The 23918-nt window shown below is 33.9% G+C and carries 22 protein-coding genes, 3 tRNA genes and 1 other annotated feature; of the genes, 3 read left to right on the top strand and 22 right to left on the bottom strand.

Annotated features, from left to right (window positions below):
• Window positions 1-31: 31 nt before the first annotated feature.
• Window positions 32-108: transfer RNA gene (locus RT412_RS00900), tRNA-Arg, on the bottom strand.
• A 251-nt stretch (window positions 109-359) separates the two neighbouring features.
• The gene (locus tag RT412_RS00895; RefSeq protein WP_313339350.1) at window positions 360-1517 is read right to left on the bottom strand and encodes a D-alanyl-D-alanine carboxypeptidase family protein; all 1158 of its coding nucleotides are present in this window, start codon (window positions 1515-1517) and stop codon (window positions 360-362) included.
• 173 nt (window positions 1518-1690) lie between these two features.
• Between RT412_RS00895 and RT412_RS00890 the strand changes: the two genes are divergently transcribed.
• On the top strand, window positions 1691-2278 hold the full coding sequence (locus RT412_RS00890; protein ID WP_313339348.1) for a hypothetical protein: 588 nt from the start codon (window positions 1691-1693) through the stop codon (window positions 2276-2278).
• Between the two features lie 40 nt (window positions 2279-2318).
• Here RT412_RS00890 and serS read toward each other — a convergent pair whose 3' ends face one another.
• Window positions 2319-3593 (bottom strand): serine--tRNA ligase, encoded by a 1275-nt coding sequence (gene serS / locus RT412_RS00885; protein ID WP_313339346.1) that lies wholly within the window; start codon window positions 3591-3593, stop codon window positions 2319-2321.
• A 108-nt stretch (window positions 3594-3701) separates the two neighbouring features.
• Window positions 3702-3964: a binding site (T-box leader), on the bottom strand.
• Between the two features lie 51 nt (window positions 3965-4015).
• Window positions 4016-4570, bottom strand: coding sequence for an XRE family transcriptional regulator (locus tag RT412_RS00880; protein WP_313339344.1), 555 nt, complete (start codon window positions 4568-4570; stop codon window positions 4016-4018).
• A 217-nt stretch (window positions 4571-4787) separates the two neighbouring features.
• Between RT412_RS00880 and RT412_RS00875 the strand changes: the two genes are divergently transcribed.
• Entirely contained in the window at window positions 4788-7019 is a 2232-nt protein-coding gene (locus RT412_RS00875; RefSeq protein ID WP_313339342.1) for a UvrD-helicase domain-containing protein, read from the top strand.
• A gap of 107 nt (window positions 7020-7126) precedes the next feature.
• Here RT412_RS00875 and RT412_RS00870 read toward each other — a convergent pair.
• Both RT412_RS00870 and RT412_RS00865 read right to left on the bottom strand, forming a co-directional pair.
• Window positions 7127-7197: transfer RNA gene (locus RT412_RS00870), tRNA-Gly, on the bottom strand.
• A 5-nt stretch (window positions 7198-7202) separates the two neighbouring features.
• A tRNA-Thr gene (locus RT412_RS00865) sits at window positions 7203-7275 on the bottom strand.
• A 161-nt stretch (window positions 7276-7436) separates the two neighbouring features.
• On the opposite strand from RT412_RS00865, the gene RT412_RS00860 reads away from it, so the two are divergent.
• Complete coding sequence (locus tag RT412_RS00860) at window positions 7437-7781, top strand: hypothetical protein (RefSeq protein WP_313339340.1); 345 nt, start codon at window positions 7437-7439, stop codon at window positions 7779-7781.
• 106 nt (window positions 7782-7887) lie between these two features.
• On the opposite strand, the gene pyrE is transcribed toward RT412_RS00860, so the two are convergent.
• The 16 genes from pyrE to RT412_RS00780 all read right to left on the bottom strand — a co-directional run bounded on the left by pyrE (window position 7888) and on the right by RT412_RS00780 (window position 23916).
• On the bottom strand, window positions 7888-8451 hold the full coding sequence (gene pyrE / locus RT412_RS00855; RefSeq protein WP_313339338.1) for an orotate phosphoribosyltransferase: 564 nt from the start codon (window positions 8449-8451) through the stop codon (window positions 7888-7890).
• A 95-nt stretch (window positions 8452-8546) separates the two neighbouring features.
• Window positions 8547-9449, bottom strand: coding sequence for a dihydroorotate dehydrogenase (locus RT412_RS00850; protein ID WP_313339336.1), 903 nt, complete (start codon window positions 9447-9449; stop codon window positions 8547-8549).
• 1 nt (window position 9450) lies between these two features.
• Window positions 9451-10200 (bottom strand): dihydroorotate dehydrogenase electron transfer subunit, encoded by a 750-nt coding sequence (locus RT412_RS00845; protein ID WP_313370077.1) that lies wholly within the window; start codon window positions 10198-10200, stop codon window positions 9451-9453.
• Between the two features lie 52 nt (window positions 10201-10252).
• Window positions 10253-11116 (bottom strand): orotidine-5'-phosphate decarboxylase, encoded by an 864-nt coding sequence (gene pyrF, locus RT412_RS00840; RefSeq protein WP_313339331.1) that lies wholly within the window; start codon window positions 11114-11116, stop codon window positions 10253-10255.
• Between the two features lie 57 nt (window positions 11117-11173).
• Window positions 11174-11599, bottom strand: a complete 426-nt coding sequence (locus RT412_RS00835; protein WP_313339329.1) for an aspartate carbamoyltransferase regulatory subunit — start codon at window positions 11597-11599, stop codon at window positions 11174-11176.
• Window positions 11599-12525, bottom strand: a complete 927-nt coding sequence (gene pyrB, locus RT412_RS00830) for an aspartate carbamoyltransferase (protein WP_313339327.1) — start codon at window positions 12523-12525, stop codon at window positions 11599-11601. The genes RT412_RS00835 and pyrB overlap by 1 nt, the downstream gene beginning before the upstream one ends.
• 546 nt (window positions 12526-13071) lie before the next feature.
• Window positions 13072-13293 (bottom strand): DUF951 domain-containing protein, encoded by a 222-nt coding sequence (locus RT412_RS00825; RefSeq protein ID WP_313339326.1) that lies wholly within the window; start codon window positions 13291-13293, stop codon window positions 13072-13074.
• Between the two features lie 12 nt (window positions 13294-13305).
• The gene (gene yedF / locus RT412_RS00820; protein WP_313339324.1) at window positions 13306-13902 is read right to left on the bottom strand and encodes a sulfurtransferase-like selenium metabolism protein YedF; all 597 of its coding nucleotides are present in this window, start codon (window positions 13900-13902) and stop codon (window positions 13306-13308) included.
• 9 nt (window positions 13903-13911) lie between these two features.
• A complete protein-coding gene (locus RT412_RS00815) occupies window positions 13912-14577 on the bottom strand; it encodes a CvpA family protein (protein ID WP_313339322.1) in 666 nt (221 codons plus the stop codon).
• Window positions 14578-14608: 31 nt separating this feature from the next.
• The gene (locus RT412_RS00810) at window positions 14609-15679 is read right to left on the bottom strand and encodes a DUF5711 family protein (RefSeq protein WP_313339320.1); all 1071 of its coding nucleotides are present in this window, start codon (window positions 15677-15679) and stop codon (window positions 14609-14611) included.
• A gap of 178 nt (window positions 15680-15857) precedes the next feature.
• Entirely contained in the window at window positions 15858-17000 is a 1143-nt protein-coding gene (locus RT412_RS00805; protein WP_313339318.1) for an aminotransferase class V-fold PLP-dependent enzyme, read from the bottom strand.
• A gap of 133 nt (window positions 17001-17133) precedes the next feature.
• Window positions 17134-18423 carry a dihydroorotase gene (locus RT412_RS00800; RefSeq protein ID WP_313339316.1) on the bottom strand — a complete coding sequence of 430 codons (1290 nt, stop codon included), beginning with the start codon at window positions 18421-18423 and terminating at the stop codon, window positions 17134-17136.
• A gap of 133 nt (window positions 18424-18556) precedes the next feature.
• Window positions 18557-19738, bottom strand: coding sequence for a glycine betaine/L-proline ABC transporter ATP-binding protein (locus RT412_RS00795; protein WP_313339315.1), 1182 nt, complete (start codon window positions 19736-19738; stop codon window positions 18557-18559).
• A complete protein-coding gene (locus tag RT412_RS00790; protein ID WP_313339313.1) occupies window positions 19738-20604 on the bottom strand; it encodes an ABC transporter permease subunit in 867 nt (288 codons plus the stop codon). The genes RT412_RS00795 and RT412_RS00790 overlap by 1 nt, the downstream gene beginning before the upstream one ends.
• 19 nt (window positions 20605-20623) lie before the next feature.
• Window positions 20624-21631, bottom strand: coding sequence for a glycine betaine ABC transporter substrate-binding protein (locus RT412_RS00785; RefSeq protein WP_313339311.1), 1008 nt, complete (start codon window positions 21629-21631; stop codon window positions 20624-20626).
• Between the two features lie 473 nt (window positions 21632-22104).
• Complete coding sequence (locus tag RT412_RS00780) at window positions 22105-23916, bottom strand: NADH-dependent [FeFe] hydrogenase, group A6 (protein ID WP_313339976.1); 1812 nt, start codon at window positions 23914-23916, stop codon at window positions 22105-22107.
• Window positions 23917-23918: the final 2 nt, after the last annotated feature.

Raw genomic sequence — 23918 nt, 5'->3', positions numbered from 1 at the left:
AATTGTTATCGTTTTCATTTTTGGTAAAAAATGGTGCACCTGAGAGGAATCGAACCCCCGGCACATGCCTTAGGAGGGCACTGCTCTATCCTACTGAGCTACAGATGCACATTCTAACTTAAAATGAATATTACACTAATTTACTCATTTTGTCAATATGCTTATTACTTCATGAAATCATTATAATTATACTTATTGTGCATAATTATAACACCGGTTGATGTTTTATCTAATAATTTTTACTATAAATTAAACAAAAAAGCGCTCATAGATTTTTCGACAAAGTTAATAAATATCCAAAGCACCTTTTTATATATACTGAAAATATTTCAAAATATTAAATTTTTAACAGATGTTAATCAGCTAAAAATATTCCCGAAAAATCTAAATATTCTGACAATAATATTAGCTTTTTCTATATTTTTATTTACTACTGCATCTATCTGCCCAATTTCCCGGTCATTTACATATATACTGATAGTGCCAATTTTATCACCTGATTTTAATGGTGCTTTAACAGTATCATTATATGAAATTTTAGTCTTAATTATATCATCATTCTTTAATATTTTATTATAATCCGATGACGGGAAAACTTCTATCTTGCCATCTTTGGAATTATTAATATAGACACGATCAACTACTTCTGTCTGCTTAATAATTTTATTATAGCTGAAATTATCCCTGCCGTATTCTAACAGCTCTTTTGTTTTGTCAAATCTATCTTCATGAGTTACCGCACCTAATATGATACTTATTAATCTGAAATTCTGCTCACCGTTAACAGGTAAGGTTGATACAAGGCATATTCCGGCTTTATCCGTAAAGCCGGTCTTTAACCCGTCAGCGCCTTCTACAAAACCAAGTATCGGATTTGTAGCTTGTTTCATGAAATTTCTTTCGGTTACAACAAGTTCACTTTGCTTTGTTATTTCCAAAATTTCAGGATATTTAGTTAATATATGTCTTGTCAGTTTATATAAATCTGATACAGACATATGATTTTGACCTGTTTTTTCATCGTTTATCGGCAATCCGTGAGGATTAATGAAGCTTCCGGACAATAACCCTAATTCTGAGGATTTTTCATTCATTATTTTGACAAAATTATCTACTGTACTACCTACATGCTCGGCAATTGCTGTTGCGCAGTCGTTACCTGAAACTATAAGCAAACCTTTAACAAGCAAACTGAGCTTGACTGTTTCGCCTGATACCAAACCGAATTTACTGCCCTCTGTAGAAGCGGCATGTCCACTTATTACAACGTCATCATCTAAGGAAATATCTCCGTTTGATACAGCATCCATCATTATCAGGTAAGTCATCAGTTTAGATATACTGGCAATTGCCAATTGTTCGTTTATATTATATTCATATAAAACTTCACCTGTTTCTAAATCACCTAACAGTGCACCCTTTATATTATTATTAATATTAATGTCACCATATACAACAGTATTAGTCAGAATAACTATTAAAAGGCAAACAGACAATACCTTTTTTATCTTTTTCATAAGTATCCTCCAATCCATTATATAAATAATTATATATTAATTTTCGACAAATTGCATTATTATTTTTGTTATTGTAAATAATTAACTTATGATAATCAAGGTTTTATATCTAAGTCAATATAAATAAATCTCAAAATACATATAATAGAATAAAAGTTATGAGAGGAATTTAAATGAACATATATAATAAAACTGTAACAATATTGTTGGTTATTTTTGAAGCAATTTTAATATTTACCGGCTTCACTGCTTTGCTGCAAAAAGATTATGAGGTTTTTAAACTTTCACTATTAGCAATTTTCAGTATTCTTATACCTTTTATATTATCCTTGTTAGCCAAAAAGAAAAAATTGAACCTTCCCTTGAGCTTTCAATTGTTCGGTATTATATTTATTTTTACCGCTCAGTATTTCGGAGAAATTAAAAACTTCTATGATTATATATGGTGGTGGGATTTAATGCTCCACGGAGCTTTTGGAAGCTATATGGTTATAACTTTTCTTCATTTGATAAAAGGAATTATTAGAAGAGAAATAGATATTACACGTAAAAGATATGTTATGGCTACATCATTATTTGCATTTAGTTTTGCAGTCACTTTAGGAACATTATGGGAAATATTTGAATTTTCAGGCGATTTTATGTTTAATACAGGCATGGTAAAAGGCGGGCTTGAAGATACAATGAGTGATCTCATAGTAAAAACCACAGCTGCATTGGTAACTTCATCAATTTATTATTTCAGAAAAAGAAATGAATAACCTGAGCGCAAATTTGTCGTTACACTCAGGTTGTTGTTATTTATAAACTTATTTTATCCAAACCTCTCATATAAGGTCGCAATTGCTCAGGAATGGTTATTGAACCATCTTCATTTTGATAGTTTTCCAATATTGCGGCAAATGTTCTTCCCACTGCAAGTCCTGAACCGTTTAATGTATGAATTAACTCAAGTTTTCCTTTATCCTTAGGTCTGTATTTTATATTAGCTCTTCTTGCCTGAAAATCTTCAAAGTTAGAACAAGAAGAAATCTCTACATATCTGTTGTAGCTTGGCATCCATACTTCTATATCGTATGTCTTAGCTGAACTGAATCCGATATCTCCCGTGCAAAGCTCAACAACTCTATAAGGAAGTCCTAATCCTTTTAATATTTCCTCAGCAAAGTTTGTCAATATTTCAAGATGTCTGTAAGAATCTTCAGGTGTTGAATACATAACCATTTCAACCTTGTCAAACTGGTGATTTCTGATTAAACCCCTTGTATCTCTTCCGGCTGACCCTGCTTCTGCTCTGAAGCAGGGTGTATATGCAGTCATATAAATAGGTAAATTAACTTCATCTATTATTTCATCCCTGTAAATATTTGTAACAGGAACTTCCGCAGTAGGAATTAAATAATAATCCTTTTGATTTAACTTAAACATATCTTCTTCAAATTTTGGAAGCTGTCCCGTTCCGTACATGCTTTCTTTGTTAACCATAAAAGGAGGTGCTATTTCCGTAAATCCATGATCAATAGTATGTTTGTCAAGCATATACGCTGTAATTGATCTTTCTAATCTTGCTCCGATTCCTTTAAACATTGAAAAGCGAGTTCCCGTAATTTTAGTTGCTCTTTCAAAATCTAAAATATTCAGGTCCACACCTAAGTCCCAGTGAGGTTTTAACTCAAAATCAAATTTTCTTGGTTCTCCCCATCTTCTGATTTCTTTGTTGTCAGTATCAGAAGCTCCTACAGCTACATCCGGGTTCGGAGTATTAGGGATACTTAATAACTCTTCTTCAATTTTAGCATCAATTTCTTTTATATCACCGTCAAACACTTTCACTTTTTCAGCTAAATCTTTCATTTCCTGAAGAATTTCCGTAACATCTTTTCCTTCCTTTTTTAATAAAGGAACCTGCTTAGAAACTTTGTTTTGTTCGGCTTTCATATTTTCAGCTTCAACAAGCTTCTCTCGTCTTACTTTGTCTAATTCTAATACATTTTTCAAACTTAATTCCGGATTTCTTCTTTTTAATAAATCTTCAACTTCTTCCGGATTATTTCTTATTCTTTTAATATCTAACATATTCTCCTCCATTTCTAACAAAATTATATTTTTTGACCTGCCGCCATTTAAACTGCGCTGTCGCTTGTTCAAATGGGGTTAGGGCATAAAAAAAACCTCGTCTCAATTTTTAGAGACGAGGGATACTCGCGGTGCCACTCTAATTATTATACCTAACGGGGACATTCCTCCTATTCTTCAGAGACTATCCCGCTCAAAAAGGTGTGTGCCCATACCTATGTATAATCACTTAATAAGTTAACGCCTACAACGTCCAGGTTGCTGCCCCTGAATACTCCGGAACGGATTCAACAAATTTTTATATCGACTCACACCGACCGCCGACTCTCTTAATAAAAATATTGTTTACTGCTTTCCATCATCGATATTATTATATGATAATATATTACAACAAAATGCTTTGTCAAGGACTATTTTAATACTTAATGAATTGCAGGAGAAATAATACACAAAGCTTCTGATTCATCATCATGACTGTTAAAAATCATATGACCGTTATTTTCGGGAACACAAATACTGTCCCCTTTTGATAGGGTAAAAACCTCATCTCCGATATGGCATTGTATTTCACCGGATAAAACATAAATACATTCATGTGATTCATTTACTATTACATTTTCGCTTATCCAGCTTTTCGGGTTAAGTTTAAATAAAAATGCCTCAACTTGAGAATTCTTTTCACTCTTGTTTAAAACAGGTGTGATAAACTCTAATTCTACATTGATATTTCCAAATTTAACCTTTGTTCTTTCGTTTTCGGCAATAGTTATAACACTTTTGTCATTATCCTCTGAAAACAAAACTGATAGGGGTATTTCTAATGTATCAGCTAACCTTTTCAGCACAGAAAGTGAAGGAGATATTAAATCTCTTTCTATTTGTGATATATAACCGGATGTTACATTAATTTTTTCTGACAGTTCAACTATCGTTAAATTTTTACTTTTCCTAATACTTCTAATCTTTTCTCCAACCAATTTTATCCCCTCATCCCATTAATACTCTACTTATATTATACACAAAAAAATAAATATGTCACTAAAATGTTTACAAAAATTGAAAAAGATTGTAAGACAGTAAACTTATTCTTTTGTAATTTTGTGTATTTTTATTTTTCTTTTCATATAATGCATATTATGTTATAATAATCTATTAAGTATATAAATTCGGCTTAGTATTGAAGGGGTTTTCATAATGGAATACAGTGAAAAATTTATAGAAGAAAATAATTATTTAAATGAAGTTATAAATTTGTTAAATTATTATCTAAGCATCGATATTGAAAAATTAGCGGAACAAAAATCAGATTTGATAGAAGCAAGAAAAGAAATGTGGGAAAATACTACACATACTTCTGCAGATTTTGATAAACTGACCGATTTAAATCAATATCTCAGTGCATTGCAACTGCAAACCTTAAGCTATACAGAACTTGAGAAACGTATTGCAAAGCATGAAAGGATGCTTAATAATTCATATTTTGCAAGAATCGACTTTACCGAAGATGGATACGATGACACCGAAAAAATTTATATAGGACTTTTTAACTTAATGGATGAGGAAACCCATGATATTAAAGTCTTTGATTGGCGTGCACCTATTTCAAGCTTATATTATCGTTCAGAAATCGGTCCCGTGGAATATCAGGCACCCTCCGGAAAAATAAGAGGAACCATTTCTTTAAAGAGACAATATAAAATTACTAAAGGTGTTTTGGAATACTTTTTTGACAGTAACGTTAATATTGTTGATGAAATGCTTATGGAAGCATTATCAAAAAACATGACCTCAAAAATGAAAACCATTGTTGAAACTATACAAAAACAGCAGGATCTTATAATTCGTGATTTGAAAAATGATCTGCTTGTTGTTCAAGGAGTTGCGGGAAGTGGAAAAACCTCTGTAGCTCTTCATAGAATCGCCTTTTTATTATATCAGGGGCTTAATATGAAATTAAGCTCTAATAACGTAATTATTATATCACCTAACACATTATTTTCTAAATATATATCCAATGTGCTCCCGGAGCTTGGTGAAGAAAATATAAGAGAATTCACTTTTGAAAATATATTTAACAAGCTTTTTGAAAATAATTTATCTGTGAAAACAAAAAGCGAGAACTTTGAAAATATCATCTGTGCAGAAACAAAGAAAAAAAGAAATTTTCTAAGATCATACGATGAGTTTAAAGGGTCTTATGCTTTCATGAAAATTATTGACAGGTTTATTTATTACTTTGAGCATAAACTGATACCTTTTGAAGATGTTTACTTTAACGGTAAGATAATTGAAAACAAACATCTACTTAAAGCTTTTTTATTAAGCGGAAAATTAGATATGGCTACTTTAAAAAAATTAAAAATCATCGAAAGCAGAATAATCGATAAGGTTCGTGAACATAAAAACAACAGAAGGGAAAAAATAGAAAAGGCAGTAAGTAAATCCAATGGACATGAGTTTGAAATCAAAAGCTTTACAAGAGTTTTGGCAGCTAAGGAAACCAACTCATTAATTGAAAAAATTCATAAATTTACCGAATTCAGCAGCTATGATCTATATAAAAAGCTATTTAATGATAAAGATTTATTTAAAACTTTTGCCAAAGGTTTGAATCTTCCGGAAAACATCGATGAAATAATTGATTATACCAATAGGATGATTAATGATCCCTACAACATACCTTATTCTGACGGAATCGCTTTGATGTATCTTAAAATAAAAGCTGAAGGTGTTGATGTATTCGGCAACATAAAGCAGATTATCGTTGATGAAGCACAGGACTATTATCCAATGCATTATCATGTACTGAAAGTGTTGTTCAGAGAGTCAAGATTTACAATTGTTGGTGATGTTAATCAATCTATTGAAAAGAAAAGTGATTTATCCTTCTATGATGAAATTATTTCAATATTCAATTTCGAAAAAAGCAGCAAAATTTATTTAAACAAAAGCTATAGAAACTCATACGAAATAAGCAAATTCAGTGAAAAACTGTTAGAAGAGAAAAATATTAATACCGAGTATTTTAAAAGAAATGAGGAAAGACCCGAAGTAATTCACGAAAAAAGCTCCGAAAGCTTAGATAACAGAATTATTGAGGATATTTGTAAGTACAAAGCACAAGGATATAATTCTATAGCAGTTATATGTAAAAACAGAAAGGATGCTTCTGATTTATTTTTCAGATTGAAAAGCAAAATCAATATTAAGCTCGTTGATTATGTAGGAGAACAAAATTTAACCGGTGTTATAATAGTTCCTATTTATTTAGCAAAAGGATTAGAATTTGATACGGTAATGATATACGGAGCAGATGACAAAAATTACAACACCATATTTGACAAAAAGCTATTATACGTAGCATGTACAAGAGCACTGCACAGATTATCATTTTACTATACAGGAAAAATAAGCAGATATCTTTAAGCAGACAGCCCAAATCTTTAATTAAACCATCGATGTTATTCGATGGTTTTTTGTTCACTGTTCATTGTTCCATGTTCAATATTCACTGCGACGAAGTCGCATTGTTAAGCGGGTGATGGGAATCGAACCCACACAGCCGGCTTGGGAAGCCGGAGCTCTGCCACTAAGCCACACCCGCATAGAAGCTACTGAGCGGATTCGAACCGCTGACCTACTGATTACGAATCAGTTGCGCTGCCAGCTGCGCCACAGTAGCATGTCCATAGTTATAATTTAATACTTTTTTTATTATTTGTAAACTGTTATTTTGAAGTCGTCAATTGCTGTGCAATTATTTCCAAGGCAATATATAAGGTAACATACTATGAAGTGGTACATATATTGTAGTATATAAATTTAATATTAAGGAGTGTATATATGGACGATAATCACAACAATAATCCACATATTTATGACGACTCAGTAGATTTCAACTTAGATGATAATATGTATGATGTATATGATTCAAGATACGATAGCAGAATGTACATGGATGATTATGACAGAAGGTACATGGATGACTATGACAGAAGGTACATGGATGATTATGACAGAAGGTATGATGATATGTACAGATATGACAGGAGATATGACAGAAGGTATGACAGAAGGTATGATAGAAGGTATGATAGAAGCAGATATTATCAATATCCATATTGCGACAGATACGGTAGATGTGAAAACCCAATTTGGTGGTTATTCTGGCCTTTCTTCTTTCTGTAAGAACAATTGATTAGCGATTGGTAAAAATGAAGGGAGATTCCTCACTGCATTCGGAATGACACGATTTTGTCATCCTGAGCATAGCGAAAGATCTCCCTTGGAATGATCAAAACTTTCTGCTGCCCGGCTTTACGGGTTTTGAACCGTCACTGCAAAGTGGACAATTATACTGCTCATAGGTTTCAAATTCTAATTCTGTTGCACTGTATATCGTTAATGAAATTTGGCTTGATTTTCGGTCAACAATACATCCGATTCCCACAACTTCTCCGCCTAATCCTTCAAGCACCTCTGCCGTTTCCATAGATGACTTGCCTGTTGTAACAACATCTTCCATTATTAATATTTTTTCTCCGGAATGTATTTCAAAACCACGTCGAAGCGTCATTACATTATTTTCTCTTTCAGTAAATACGGCTCTTATACCCAATTGTCTGCCAAGCTCATAGGCAGCTGTTATTCCGCCCATGGCGGGACCTACTATAACATCTAAATTTAAATCCTTAACTTTTTCAGCTACTAATGATATAACCTTTTCTGACTTGTCGGGATATTGCAGAAGCTTTGCACATTGGCAATATCTGTTGCTGTGCTTTCCGGATGATAATAAAAAGTGACCTTCCAATAATGCTCCACATTCCTTTAATATTTCAACCACATCTATACTCATATTCTCCTCCTATAAACAATTGATTTGCCATAGATTAGCAATTGAAAGATTTTACTATCTCTATTTTCTACTGACAGTCCCTTGCTAATCCATCGTTATATTATGCCTCTTATTTCATCAAGTGAATCGATACCTTCCCTGTCCATGAATTCCGTTAATCCTTTAATAATATCTATGGCAACGTCCGGCTTTATAAAATTAGCTGTTCCTATTTGTACTAAGGTTGCACCTGCCATTATAAATTCTATAACATCCTGGGCGGTCATTATACCCCCTAATCCACATACGGGAATTTTTACGTTTTTAGCTGCTTCATGAACCATTCTTAAAGCGATGGGTTTTACGCATGGTCCTGACAGACCTGCATAAACATTATCAAATACCGGCTTTCTTTTCTTAATATCAATTGCCATAGCTTGAATTGTATTAATCAGAGATATGCCGTCTGCTCCCGCTTCTTCACAAGCAATTGCCATTTCAGATATGCTTTCTGCATTAGGAGATAATTTAACCATTAAAGGTTTTTTACAAATTCTTTTTACCCTTGATACTACATTATAAGCAACCGATGATTTTACTCCAAATGCCATACCTCCGGTTCTTACATTGGGACACGAAATGTTCAGTTCTATTAAGTCCACATCTGATTCATTTAATTTATATATTCCTTCAAAATAATCTTCCTCGCAATGTCCGCCTAAATTTGCAACAATTACGGTGTTATAGCCTTTCATCCTTGGAAGCTCATATTTTATAAAATTATCTACTCCCGGGTTTTGCAGCCCTATACTGTTTATCATACCCATGGGAGTTTCCCAAATACGTATACCGCTGTTGCCTTGCCTTTCACAAAGAGTAAGCCCCTTGCTGCAAATTCCTCCGAGCTTTGATAAATCATAAATTTCTGAAAATTCTTCACCAAATCCAAATGTGCCGGAAGCGGTTAAAACAGGATTTTTGAATTCCAACCCCATTGCATTTGTTATTAACTTTGCCATATTAACACCTCAATTCGTCTGCCGAAAAAACGGGACCATCCTTGCATGCCCTTTTATATCCATCCTTTGTTTCAACTGTACACCCAAGACATACCCCCATGCCGCATGCCATCCTTCTTTCTAAAGAAACAAAGCATTTAACATTATGTTCTCGACAGCCTTCAATTATTTTATTCATCATTATTTCGGGACCGCATGTAACAACTGCATCGTAATTATTGTAGTCGATGAAATCCGTAACGAAGCCCTTTTCACCTATGCATCCGTCTTCAGTACACACAACCGTATTACCCGCATATTGTCTGAATGAATCATCCATATACACATCATTTCTGTAACCCAAATAAACATCAGCATTTTTGCCCAGTACCTTTGAAAGATACAACAATGGCGCTACACCTATGCCGCCGCCTATTATAGCCGTCTTGCCTTTTAGTTCTTTTAGGTCAAAGCCGTTTCCAAGAGGTCCGAACAACTGAATAAGATCATTTTCTCTCATTGTGCTCATTTTTGTAGTACCTGTACCTTCCGTCCTGTATAGGAATGTTACCTCATGGTGGTTAAAATCATGAACACTTATCGGACGCGGCAATAAGAATGAGTTGTCTAAAGTTTTTATCATGAAAAATTGTCCCGGAATTATGTCCCCTGTATACTCGACCTTAAGCTTATATATTCTATTTGAAATTAATTTATTTTCTATTATACTGCTATTAATAACCTTCATTTCGACTCCTTCTGACGGGGACATTCCTCCTGTCCCTCAAAGACTAACCCTGCAAAGAGGAGGTGTGTCGCCCTTCCTATAAATATGCTCTGATATCGTCTCTCATTCTTATAACTTCGTTACGAGCGCACATGGCAAAGTTTTTTTCACCATCGCTCTCTTTTTTATAAGCTAAAAGAATACCTCTTGATGAATTGACTACAGCCCCGTTTCCACCAATTAAATATGCTTTTATATCCTCTGCCCTTCCCCCTTGAGCTCCGTAGCCGGGTATTAATAAAAACGATGTTTTTAATTTTTTTCTAAGTGCTTCGCTTTCTTCGTTGTTTGTAGCGCCTACTACAGATCCTATCGAACTAAAACCGCAGCTGCCTGAATTTTCTTCAGCAAGCTTTTCTACCATATCAGCAACATTTTCATATAAGTTCAATCCGTTTTCATCTTTAATGTATTGAAAATCTTTTGCTCCCTTATTAGAGGTTCTGACAAGAACAAAAATACCCTTTTCCTTTTCTTTTATATATTTTAAAAAGGGTTCTATGCTGTCGTTTATACCCATATACGGACTGAGCGTCACAAAATCCGCCTCAAAATCACCGGAAAAATGCCCTATTGCATACATTTCGGCTGTCTTTGATATGTCTCCTCTTTTGATATCAGCAATTGATATTTGCCCTTTTTCTTTTATATATTTTAAGGTATCTGAATATGCTTTTAAACCATCTATACCTATTGCTTCGTAATATGCTATCTGCACTTTGTAGCAAGCCGCTAAATCATAGGTTGCATCGATTATTTCTTTATTAAAATTATATATCGCTTCAGCTTTACTTTTAAATTGTTTTGCATATGTTTCAGGAAGGTAACTGTAATCTGTGTCTAATCCAATGCAAACATGACCTCTTTCTTTTACATGTTCAAATAATTTATCGACTATCATTTTTCCTCCATGATTTTCGGGGACGGACCTGCAATTGCACGGCCCATCCCCAACTTTTTAATTTTGTTCATAAGCTGTATCGCAGTATACACAACGGTATACCTTGTTATTCTTATCTGTCAGTTTAAATTTATGTTTTATTTCCTGCTCTATTGAAGTAATACATCTTGGATTCTTGCAATTCACTACATTTTCTACTTCATCAGGTAATTCTAAGTTTATCTTTTTTATTATAGCACTGTTATCAATTACATTTATGGTAATTGTAGGATCAATAAATCCAAGAACCTTTAAATCCATATGAATATTATCCTCTACCTTTATTATATCCTTTTTACCCATTTTCTTACTTTTTGCATTTTTTATTATTGCAACACTGCAATCCGTTTTATCAAGATTTAAGTATTTATATATCTCCATTGCCTTTCCTGCTTGGATATGATCTATCACTAAACCTTTTTCTACACTATCTATATTTAACATTATTTCTCCACCCCCAACAATTTCATTAGCAAAGCCATTCTTACATATACACCGTATTTAGTTTGTTTAAAATAACATGCTCTTTCATCCTTGTCCACTTCAACTGATATTTCGTTTACTCTTGGCAGAGGATGAAGAATTACCATATCGCTTTTAGCCTTTTCAAGCTTTTCCATATTTAAAATATAACTATCCTTTAATCTTACATAATCCGCTTCGTTAAAAAATCTTTCTTTTTGAACTCTTGTCATATATAACACATCAAGTTCTTCCATTACATTTTCTAATCTTTCAACTTCTTTAAATTCTATTTTGTTTTTTAATAAAATTTCTTCTCTGATATATTCGGGAATTCTTAATTCATCGGGTGATATTAGTATAAATCTTATATTTTCATATCTTGATAATGCTTTGATAAGTGAATGAACCGTTCTTCCAAACTTTAAGTCCCCGCAAAGTCCTATAGTGAAATTATTTAATCTTCCTTTCAGGGATCTGATAGTTAACAAGTCTGTAAGTGTTTGAGTCGGATGTTGGTGGCCGCCATCTCCTGCATTTATAACAGGCATATCGGTATTTAATGATGCAACTTTGGGAGCTCCTTCTTTAGGATGTCTCATGGCAGCTATGTCTGCATAGCATGAAATTGTTCTGATTGTGTCTGCTACGCTTTCTCCTTTTGCTGCGGAGCTTGATTCTGCTGATGAAAAACCCATTATACCTCCGCCTAAGCGAAGCATTGCGGATTCAAAGCTCAATCTTGTTCTTGTGCTTGGCTCGTAAAATAATGTGGCAAGTATTTTTCCTTTACATACTTCTGAATAGTCTGCGGGATTTTTAATAATTTCATCCGCTAAATCCAAAATTTCGTCTAACTCTTCGATAGATAAATCCATTGGTTCAATTAAACTTCTACCTTTTAACATGTTTCCTCCTTTTTAGCCTCTCCGGACTATTTTAAAGATAATAGCAGGGTAATGCTTCAAATTTATTTGCTCACTGCGTTCGCATAAATTTGGCATTCTGTGCATAAGACCTACCGCTATTTTTTTCTGCGTTAGGGTTAGGGCTATAAGCAGATGACCCAAATCTCTGATTTGGTGTCAGTCGCTTATGCTGTAAGTGCAATAAAAAGCCTCCAATGCAAGACATAGGAAGCTTTAACTTTCATAAACAATTGGTTCCTTCCCAGCCTCTCTGTGCCAGATTAAAGGGCTATTTAATTCTTTAATTATCTTATTACATCTTTAATAGCATGTCAACACTTTTTTATGCCCTAACCCCATTTCTCAGAGTCTTTTTTCTGAGAAATGGTTGGTAGGTCAAATGCAAGGAATTCCAAATCTGTGTGAACGAAAGTGAACTAACAGATTTGATGAATTCTACTGCTTATGCCCTAACCCCATTTTTACGACCGAAGGGAGAAAAAAATGGCGGTAGGTCAAATACAATAAATTGGTGAGTGAAACTGTTTACTCTTTATTTGGTGAATCATCAGCGATATGTTCTACTTGACTTACTATTTTTGTAATTCTTCTTTCAACCTCACGCCTCGGTAACCATACCTGTCTGTCACAAGTTGTGCACTTTATTCTAAAATCAGCACCTATTCTTAAAATCTCCCAATCGTATCCACCGCATGGATGTTTCTTTTTTAATTTTACTACATCCCCTACATTTAATTGCATCGGCATATTATCAACTCCCTATATGTTTATAACTTTATAAGCTTCCGTTATAGTTTCTATTATATCATACATATTTGAAATTGCCCCAACCTGTAGATTGCTTTTAATTTCAAAGAAATCTAAACATGTTCCACATGAAACAATTTTTACTCCCGCTTCTTTTAGCTTCTTTAAATCTTCTAACGAATCCGACCCCGATGTGGTTAGTTTAACCCCTGAATTCAAAAATATTAAGAAATCCGGATATGGCTTCGTTTCAGACAAGGTATACAAAAAACTCTTCATCAAGATTTTACCTAAATCGTCTGAGCCCTTACCAAGCTTATCAGTAGCTATAACGTATCCGCTTTTTGTACAAAAGTTTTCTATAACAACTTCTGCAGCTTCCTCTATGCTTTCACCTTCGTTTACTTTAGATAATGTAATATAAATTCCATCCTCTTTATTTTCCGATTTAATATCATATTGCAATTTAGTACCGAATTTAGTGACATTTTGCTTTGCTGTATCATTATCTACTATAACAGTTATTTTTAATTCACCTAAATCCGTTTCCTTTTTTGTTAAAATAACCGGCTGAGGACATGCTAAGCCTCTTGCATCAACTAATTTCATCTTTTCCTCCTAATTGTTATAAAATCCTTTATATGATAAATAGTTCAATATTATATTGTTGTCATAAAATATTTTACTTGATTCGGAGCTTAACACACCCTTGGCGATACCATTCTCCTGCATAAAACCAATCAACGGAGATGATAATGCAAAAATTATGTATAATATTATAACACCTTTAACAAATCCCGTACCCGCTCCGAAAATTCTATTAGTCATATTTAATATAGGCAGCTTAAATATTAAATTAATTAAATTCGACAGCGCCACCAAAATAGCATATATTATTAAAAATGTTATAACAAAACTTATTGACCTTACCACTATTATGCTGATATTATTAACAAAAATTTGCATGGTATCCGCCTGCGTTAAATCACCTGTATTGATAATGTTACTAAGTATGTTTTGCAATTCAGATGGTATGTTAAATGTCTTATCCACGGATTCTATAATCTTAATTGAAGATTTTTCTTCAATTAAATCATGTACTTTCATAAAAAGCTTCGTATTATCCATTAGAAAATCTTCTACTAAATAATAAAATTCCTTACTGAGAAAGAATGCAACAATAACTCCCAATGTATCGAAAAGTGTTTTAATAAAACCCCTTTTGTAACCTTGAAAACATGAAAAACCTATGATGAGTAACACGGCTGCATCTATATAGTTCATTTTATCCCTCCTTATCTATAGTTCATCAATTTTATTTAATTACTCCTCTTACGAGCTTGTTCTTAAATAATATATTAATATCTCTGCCTTCTACAATAAAATCGGCAATAATACTTTCTGTATCTCCATATATTTTATCAACCTTATTGTTATGAAGCAGGTATATACTGTTATTGCTATAAGCAAAAATTTTATTTCCATAAATCTTTAAGCTTTGAGCACCGCTTGGTATCTTATTTATTTCTAAAACTTTTCCTTCAAAATTATATGTAATTAATTCATTGTAGCCGTCTTTCTCAAGCAGCATGAATAACTTTTGTTCATCCTTTTTTATTTCATAATCTAATATTTTATTGAAAATACTGTTTTTCCACATTAGCTTTCCATTTAAATTGTAATAATAAATATTATTTGTTCCTATAACGATAACATTGTTGTTTACAATTTGTGTCTTCATCAATATCTCATTTTCAATTGTAGTTTTCCACAGCTCTACATCATCCAACAAATTAAAATAAACCGTATTAATAACGACCCCACTATCAAATCTCAAAGTAATAAGCGAATACCCCTCTGACCTGTCACTTATAGAAACACCTGTGATTTTATCATCAAATCCTCTGTTCTCTACGATTACATCATTGCTATCATTAATGATATACAATGAATTATTTCCGGATTCGTTTCTTACAATCATATATGTTTTATCATTTTCACGTGAAACATTTATTAAATCACCTTTAATTTCAGCTATTACATACTTTTGATTATTCTTATCTATAACCTGTACATTATTTTCTGTCTTCCTAAATATATATTTCCCAGCAACGAATACTTGCTTTGCAAATTCGGTATCTTCATTTTCCCAAACAATATCATTATTATATTTTAAAAAAACAATTTTTTTATTATTGAAGGTTATAACCCCATCATTGAAAAACATATATTCTTCAAGTGCATAAATATCCGTCTCCTGAGTATTTTTTACATTATATATCCTTTTTTCACCTATCAATATCAATATTTCTTTTCCGTATGTAAAATATACTAATCCGAATATAACTATTAAGCAAATTATAATAACCCTGATATATTTTTTCATAATTTTTATCCTACAATATTTACTTATTTTCATTATACCAAATTATTGTAATGTTTGCATTAAAATTTAATTAATTAAGCAGATGACCCAAATTTTTAATTTGGTGTCAGTAGCTTATACTGTAAGTGCAAAAAGCAAGATAATTTTAAAACAACTATCTTGCTCTCTCACTTTTCTATTAATTATTTTTTGCAATTTCTTTCAAAGCTTTTACCGCTGCTTTTATCTCCGTCATTTTATTAAAAGGACCTACACTGAATCTCACTGCACCTATATTTTCAGTGCCGATTGTTTTATGAGCCAACGGTGCGCAATGAAGACCGGGTCTTACGGAAATACCGTATTCGGTATCTAAAATGAAAGCTAATTCGGATGAGTCTATACCTTCTAAATTCACCGAAACAACCCCGCATCTTTGATTTATATCCTTTGGACCGTAAATTTTAATTCTGGTGATATTTTTTATTTCTTTGATGAATACATCAAGAAGTCTTTTTTCGTGGCTGTAAATCGATTTTGTGCCCTTGTTTAAAATATACTTTACTCCTTCATTTAATCCCGCTATACCCGGAAGGTTATGGGTACCGGCTTCTAATTTGTCAGGATAAAAACTTGGCTGGAAAATATTGCTTGATTCGCTTCCGGTTCCGCCTTCCTTTAAATGTTTTATTTCATCATCACAGTTAATTATTAAGACACCGGTTCCTTGTGGTCCTAACAACCCCTTATGTCCCGGAGCAGCAAGTAAATCAATATTGTACCTTTTCATGTCAATCTCTAAAACACCTGCGCTTTGTGAGGCATCCACCATAAACAGCACATTTCTTCTTTTGCACATGCTTCCAATTTTTTCTATCGGAATAATTGTACCTGTTAAATTAGATACGTGAGTGGTAACTATTAATTTAGTATTAATTTTAATAGCTTCCTCTAATTTTTCAATATTTATACTTCCATCATTATTGCAATGTACTATGGTATTTTCAATTCCATATTTTTCTAATTCTTTTATTGGTCTTAAAACCGAGTTATGTTCCATAGTAGTTGTTATAACATGATCTCCCGGATTTAAAACTCCTTTTATACCTTGATTTAAGCTATCGGTTGCATTAAAAGTTAATATAATACGCATTGGATCGTCTATATTAAATAATTTTGCTAAATTCTCTCTTGTTTCATAAATTACTCTTGCACCTTCTATTGCCATAGCATGGCTGCCTCTTCCGGGGTTCGCACCATACTCTTTCATTGCCCTCATTACTTCATCATATACCGCATTTGGCTTTGGATATGTTGTTGCAGCATTGTCTAAATAAATCATAACATCACCTGCTAATTATTTTATTCTTTATATCATAAGTGCAAGCCGCTTATCGGCTTGCTTCACACTGATACAATAAATACATAATCAAGCAAAGACGAATGTCTTTGTTACCTTAATTGTATTTATTATATTATATGTAGTTAGTTGCACTTTGATAGTCATTGTATACTATCCTTCCGCCACAGAGAGTAATCTTTACTTTACCTTGAAGCTCATGACCTGAAAATGGCGAATTAGAAGATTTAGAAAGAAAATTATCCACCGTCCACTTTTCATTTATATCAAATAAAACTAAATCGGCTGTTACTCCTTCTTTTATACGACCTGCCTCAAGATTATATAACCTTGCCGGATTTATCGTCATCTTTTCCAAAAGCTCCGCAATACCTAAATAACCCTCTTTAACCAAATATGTTATGCCTATTGATAATGAAGTTTCTAACCCGATTATTCCGCTTGGCGCTTTATAAAATTCTCTCTCTTTTTCCTCATTGCTGTGAGGAGCATGGTCAGTTGCGATAATGTTGATTGTATTATCTTTAAGACCTCCGATTATAGCTAATCTGTCTTCTTCGGTTCTTAAGGGGGGATTCATTTTTGCATTTGTACCATACTTTATAACCGCTTCTTCCGTAAGTGCAAAGTGATGAGGAGTTGCCTCAGCATAAATGTCTGCGCCCTTTAACTTCGCATATCTTATTATATCAACCGATTCACCGGAGCTTACATGTTGTATATTTACTCTTGCTTTTGTTTTCAAGGCTAAGATACAGTCTCTTGCAACCATCACTTCCTCGGCTTCTTTTAAAGCACCCTTCAGACCTAATTTTTCAGATATTTTTCCTTCGTTGATTCCTGAATTATAGATTAAATTTGGATCCTCTTCATGAAAACTGATGGGTACATTTAATATTTTTGCTGTTTCCATTGCATCAATAGCAACGGCTATATTCATTATAGGCAGACCATCATCCGTGAAGCCCACAGCACCTGAACTTTTCAGCTGTTCCATGTTTACAAGCTCCGTACCCTTTAATCCCACTGAAATAGCTGCTGTAGTCAAAACATTTATGGGCGATTTTTTACCTTCGTTTATTATATATTGTATGACTTCCTCGTTGTCAGCTGCAGGATTTGTATTTGCCATACATATAACGGTAGTAAATCCGCCTTTTGCTGCTGCTTTTGATCCGGATAATATATCTTCCTTATATGTAAATCCGGGATCTCTGAAATGAACATGAACATCAATTAATCCGGGCGAAACAATCATCCCGCTTGCATCAATTATTTTACCTATATTTGGTTCAGATATATTTTTTCCTATTTTTTTTATTATTTCTCCATCAATTAATATATCCGTTACTTCATCCCTTTTGCTTTCAGGGTCAACTACCCTGCCGTTTTTTATAAGTATCATTTATATCACCCTGTTTAAATTTAATAATATTATATCATATCAGCCTTAAGACAGGAAGAAATATTGATGATAAAAAACCGGATATATAAAAACCGAATTTGTAGCAAGTACAAATTCGGTGCTTTAATATAAACTATTCTGTCAAAGAAGACAGTACAGAACTTTTTGTCACAATTCCCTTCAATACCCCCTCTTCATCGGTAACTACTATGGGGAACTTTGCTTCTACAGCCATTGGAAGTATATCACTAACATGAACGTCTTCCTTTGCTGTCAATGCATCATCCTTCCTCACTATGTCAAAAAGCTTTAGATTTTCGCTATTTGCCTTTATTGCATCATCAATTGTCAATATCCCTTTATATTTCATCTTGGCATCAATAACATATGCGCTTGAAACAGAATTCTGGCGCATTTCCCTTATTGCATTTTTAACTGAATCGTTTTCTCTTATGAGGCAGGCAGGAGTAATCATAACATGCTTAACACTCCTTATTTTTGATTTGTCAGCACTGTCAATAAACTTTTTCACATAATCATTCGCTGGATTTACGGACATATTCTCGGGCGTATCTATCTGAATTACCTTTCCATCCCTCATTATAGCAACAGTATCTCCAAGCTTAAAAGCTTCATTTATATCATGAGTTATAAAAATTATCGTCTTTTCTAACTTCCTTTGCAGGGATAGAAGTTCAAACTGCATGTCCTTCCGTACAAGTGGATCAAGAGCTGAAAATGGTTCATCCATAAGCAATACCTCCGGATCATTTGCCAGGGCTCTCGCAAGCCCCACCCTCTGCTTCATACCTCCGGAAAGACTGGAAATAGAGTTGTTTTCCAATCCCTCAAGACCGACTAACTTCGTCATTTCAAAAGCTCTCTTCCGCCTTTCCCCTTTTGACACCTTTTTGACTTCCAGACCATATGCAACATTATCCATAACGTTTCGGTGCAGCATAAGACCGAAATTTTGAAAAACCATTGAAATTTTATTTCTTCTATATTCAAGCAGTTCCCTTTTATTAAATGCTTCTATATTCTTGCCATCAAAATATATCTTCCCTGATGTGGGTTTCAAAAGCTGATTGAAGCAACGAATCAGTGTAGATTTTCCGGAGCCGGACAAACCGATTATTACAAAAATTTCACCTCTTTTTACATTGAAGGAAACGTCCCACAAGGCGACAGTTACCCCTGTTTTTTTATATACCTCATCCTTTTCAAATCCGTCCTTCATCATTTTCGATGCCTCTTTTTTATTTAAACCATACAATTTTGATATATTACTTGCTTCTATTATATTGTCATTCATTATTCTGCCACCTCATTTTTCTTTGTTATTCCCTGCGTAAGACGGTCTAAAATAATGGCGATAATAACTATTGAAATTCCCGGCAACAATGCCTTACCCATTTGCACACGGTTTATGGCAAGAAGTATTTCCATTCCGAGGCCATTGGCTCCTATAATCGCACTTGTAACCACCATTGACATTGCCATCATAATTGTTTGATTTACTCCTGTCATTATTGTGGGCATGGCCTGTGGTATCTGTACCTTTACAAGAGCCTGCATCCTTGTTGAACCAAAGGCTATAGCCACTTCTTTTACTTCCTTGTCAACATGAGTAATACCATGGCTTGTCATTCTTATCATGGGTACAACCGAATAAATAATAGTTGCCAGCAGAGCAGGCATGATTCCCGTACTGAATAGCACAACCGCAGGCAAAAGATATACAAATGCAGGCATTGTCTGCATAAGATCAAGAACAGGTCTTATAATCCGGTCAGCACTCTTACTCATAGATATAAGTATACCCACGGGAAATCCTAAAACAATAGATATGGATACAGCAACAATTACAATACTTATAGTTTCAATCATATTTCCCCAAAGACCAAAGATTCCTATGAAAAATAACATTGCTCCGTATAATACACCTGTTGTTATCTTCCTGCTTACTCTGTATCCTAAAAATACGACTAATAATATAAGCACAATCCACGGAACAGAAGACAGCAGATTGTTGATTGCCTGAATCGCATCTATGGCGCCGAACTTTATGATACTAAGTATCCCCTCATAATCTTTGCTGAACTGTTTTATAGAATCATCTATTACTGTTCCTACATCTATTTGCCATGCCGTTGGGAATGTAAATATATAGTCATTCATAAATATGTCCTTTCTTTAATTATTTGTTGATATATGCCCTCACTTTTTCAGCATTTTCCTTAGGAAGCCACTCATCCAACAAGTAATCATTTTCCTTTAAAATCCACTTTGCTGTTTCTCCATGGGTTGATTTTGTTTCATCAAGATATGCCAAAGCATCAGCTATCAACTGACTTCCTGTTTTATATTTCTTAAAAAACTCAAGAAGCTCCGGTGCTCTTTCCGCAAATTTGCTACTGCTTACGATTTTAAGTTCTTGCCTCGGAAATTCACATTTTCCTTCCAAGTAAAGCTCTGGATTATAAGGAGCATCCTCAAGGAGAACAATGTCCAATTTACCGCTTATCCACGTAGGTTCATAGCAATATCCCACCCATGCTTTCCCAAGGTTATATGCAGATACCAAAGATGCAAACAGAGTAGCTTCACTTCCCAGTCTCGTGTAGTTGTACATTTGATCCAATCCATAATATTCATATTTTTTATATAATATTTCATCTGCCATCCAGCCCGGAATAGAACCATAAATTCTCCCTTTTAATCTATCCTCGTCATCAGGAAACAATTCCGGATACTTTTTTAAATCCTCTACGGTTTTCAAATCCGGTGCCATAGGTTCTATACCGCGTTCAGAATCTCCCTCGATTACGTATCGCGGAACATAAAGACCCTGAGCGCTATCAGGCACCAATATTCCCACATTGACAATATCTCCGTTAGCCACATCCTCAGGATAGCTCACAACATTATCTGTCCAGCTTTCAATATCGAGATCTATATCTCCCTTTATCATAGCCTGCCAGTTCATTGTTGATGAACCAGATGAAGTTTCAAGCTTATAGCCTTCATATCCATTCTCAACCACAATTCGTGCTATTTCGTTGTGCAGCATCTGGCTGTCCCAACCATTATCTGTAACTGTAATTTTTATTGTTTCTCCTGGTTTTACCTCTGTATTTCTTGAGCATGCCGAGATTGAAATAATCAAAACCAAGACAAAAATTATGAAAACGTAATTCCTTTTCATTTTCATCCTCCTAATTTTATATCTATATAACTATTCATTAAACTAAATAAATATTTATATGCCATATAATTTGTAATTTTTGATAAATAACTTTTTTATTTTGCCATGAAGATAATTGAACACAAAAAATACATATGAAATATCATAATCACATAAAAGCAAAAAACATAAGATGCTATATGTTTAGTCTTCAATTGTATTAAATTTAGCTTTTTTATAAAAATTTCCGTTGATAATTTATTGATTTTAATGTCAGATAAAAAAATAAGATGTCATAGCATAATATGCTAGATTGTAAGACTTTTATCTATATAAGAAATAATTGGATAATTAATTATAGCACATTATCATGATATGTCAAATTCAGATGAGTTATTTGAGCTTCTTTTAATTGTTACCATTTTCATTTGCAGCTAACTTAGAGGAAAAAAGCAGGAGGTATAATTCTCCTGCCTGTTATTTCTTCATTCCTATTATTTCAAGCTTTCCAACAGCTTTTCAAATTCTTCCTGCTGCTCTATTTCATAGGTGCTTTTCTTGTTATAGTGTGTATGAAGCAGCTTATGAGATAAATGGCTGTTTGGCTCTTTTAAGAATTCTTCATACAGCTTGATTATTTCAGGATTTTTATGAGATTTTCTTAACGGCAGCGCCCTGTCAAGCTCATATAAAGCATCTGCTCTCTTAGATTTTGGATTCACATCCAGACGTACTTTAGCTGATACATGAGATTGACCTCCACCGTGTACACAGCCGCCCGGACATGCCATTACTTCTATAAAGTGATATTTCTTTTCACCCTTCTTTACTGCATTTAATACCTTGGCAGCATTGGCAGTTCCATGAGCTACGGCAACCGTAATTTCCATATCCTTTCCTTCTATAGGAAGAACAACGGATGCTTCCTTTACTCCTTCTATGCCCCTTACATCCTGATATTCTATATTATCTAAATCCTTACCGGTCAATATATCAGCAACTGTACGAAGTGCTGCTTCCATAACACCGCCTGTAGCACCAAATATTACGCCTGCACCTGTATATTCACCTAATATACTGTCCGGATGCTCATCCGGCAATTTAGTAAAGTTTATTCTTGCCTGCTTTATCATATCGCCTAATTCTCTTGTTGTAATTGAGAAATCAACGTCTCTTAAGCCATCAACCTCCATTTCCGGTCTGTTTGCCTCTGTTTTCTTGGAAGTACAAGGCATTACGGAAACAGAAACAATTTTCTTAGGATCTATTCCTTCCTTCTGTGCATAATATGACTTAACTATTGCACCAAACATTTGCTGAGGTGACTTGCATGTGGATAAATTATCAAGAAAATCAGGATAATTAATTTCACAATAGCGAATCCATCCGGGTGAACAAGACGTAATCATCGGCAATTTACCGCCGTTTTTAACTCTGCTCAGTAATTCTGTTCCTTCTTCTACTATAGTTAAATCAGCAGAAAAATTAGTATCAAAAACCTTATCAAATCCAAGACGTTTTAAGCTTGCAACCATTTTGCCCGTTACTTCTGTTCCTACGTCCAAACCAAATTCTTCGCCTAATGATGCTCTGACACCGGGAGCTGTTTGGACAACAACAAATTTTTCGGGGTCATCTATCGCATCCCAGACATCATCAATGTTTGTTCTTTCTCTTAAGGCGGCAACAGGGCATGCCTGAATACATTGTCCGCAGTATACGCATGGTACATCATTCATGCTGTAATCAAATGCGGGAGCGACCTCTGTGTTGAATCCTCTCTTAGTAAAATCCAAAATGCCGATTCCTTGAACGTCTCTGCATGTACTTACGCATCTTCCGCATAAAATACATTTGCTGCTGTCTCTGATTATTGAATGTGATAAATTATCTAATGTTGATTCTCTTTTATCACCTTCGAATTCTATATCCTTTATTCCTAACTCATCACACAGTTTTTGAAGCTCACATGTTCCGTTTCTTAAACAGGTCAAGCATTCTCTGTTATGATTTGCAAGGATTAATTCTACATTCATCCTTACTGCGCTTCTAACCTTAGCAGTATTGGTTCTTACATTCATGCCTTCCTGAACTTGAAGTACACAAGATGTAGGAAGATTTCTCATAGGAACTCCCTTTATGTCTACCTCTACAACGCATACCCTGCAAGCAGCTATTTCATTTATATCTTTTAAATAACAAAGGGTGGGTATGTCAATTCCGGCTTCTCTTGCTGCCATTAATACTGTATAATCTTTAGGAACACTCACTTGTATTCCGTTTATTGTTAAATTAACTTTATCCAACA

The sequence above is a fragment of the Sedimentibacter sp. genome (assembly GCF_032080165.1).
GTDB lineage: Bacteria > Bacillota > Clostridia > Tissierellales > Sedimentibacteraceae > Sedimentibacter.
The sequence above is the reverse complement of the archived record's forward strand: the minus strand, read 5'-3'. Positions and strand labels throughout refer to the sequence as shown.